1 protein-coding gene and 1 pseudogene are annotated in these 660 nt (G+C 71.5%); both read right to left on the minus strand.

What is annotated here, in order from left to right; translation table 11 throughout:
* The coding region (locus KUM32_RS41110) for an SDR family NAD(P)-dependent oxidoreductase (protein ID WP_217146757.1) at window positions 1–541 on the minus strand (541 nt) is incomplete at its 3' end.
* Between the two features lie 37 nt (window positions 542–578).
* Window positions 579–660: pseudogene (locus tag KUM32_RS41115) on the minus strand (beta-ketoacyl-ACP reductase); the annotation flags it as partial.

Genomic DNA, 660 nt, shown 5'->3' on the forward strand with positions numbered 1-660 from the left:
GGGCCATCTCGTGCGCGAGTTGCACCGTGAGGTTGATCATCGCGGCCTTGCTCATGCCGTAGGCGCCGATGAAGGGCGAGGGGGCGACGCCGGCGATGGAGGCGATGTTCACGATCGCGCCGCCGTTCTCCTTCTGCCACGCCCGGTAGGTGCGCTGGGCGAAGCCGAGGGCGGAGACCACGTTGGTCTCGAAGACCTTGCGCGCGACCCCGAGGTCGAGTTCGGCGATGGGGCCGAACACCGGGTTCGTACCGGCGTTGTTGACCAGGAAGTCGACGCGGCCGAACGCCTCCATCACGCGCTCCACGGCCACCGCCTGGTGGGCCTCGTCGTGCGCCTTGCCGGCGACGCCGATCACTCGGCCCGCGCCGTCGGGGGCCGCGGCGCTCAGCGCTTCCACGGCCGCCGTGAGCGCGTCCTCGCCCCGCCCGGTGACGCACACCCGGTGGCCTCGGGCCACCAGCGCCTCGGCCACGCCGTAGCCGATGCCTCGGCTGCCGCCCGTGATCAGGGCGACCTTGTCGCTGTCCGCTGTCGTCATGAGCTGTCCTCCCTCGCGTTCTCGTGCCACCTGAGCGTCAGTTGAGCGGGCCGCCGGCCACGTACAGGACCTGGCCCGAGACGAACCCGGCCTCCTCGCCGGTGAAGAAGGCGATGGCG

It is taken from the genome of Streptomyces sp. AC627_RSS907 (genome assembly GCF_019049165.1).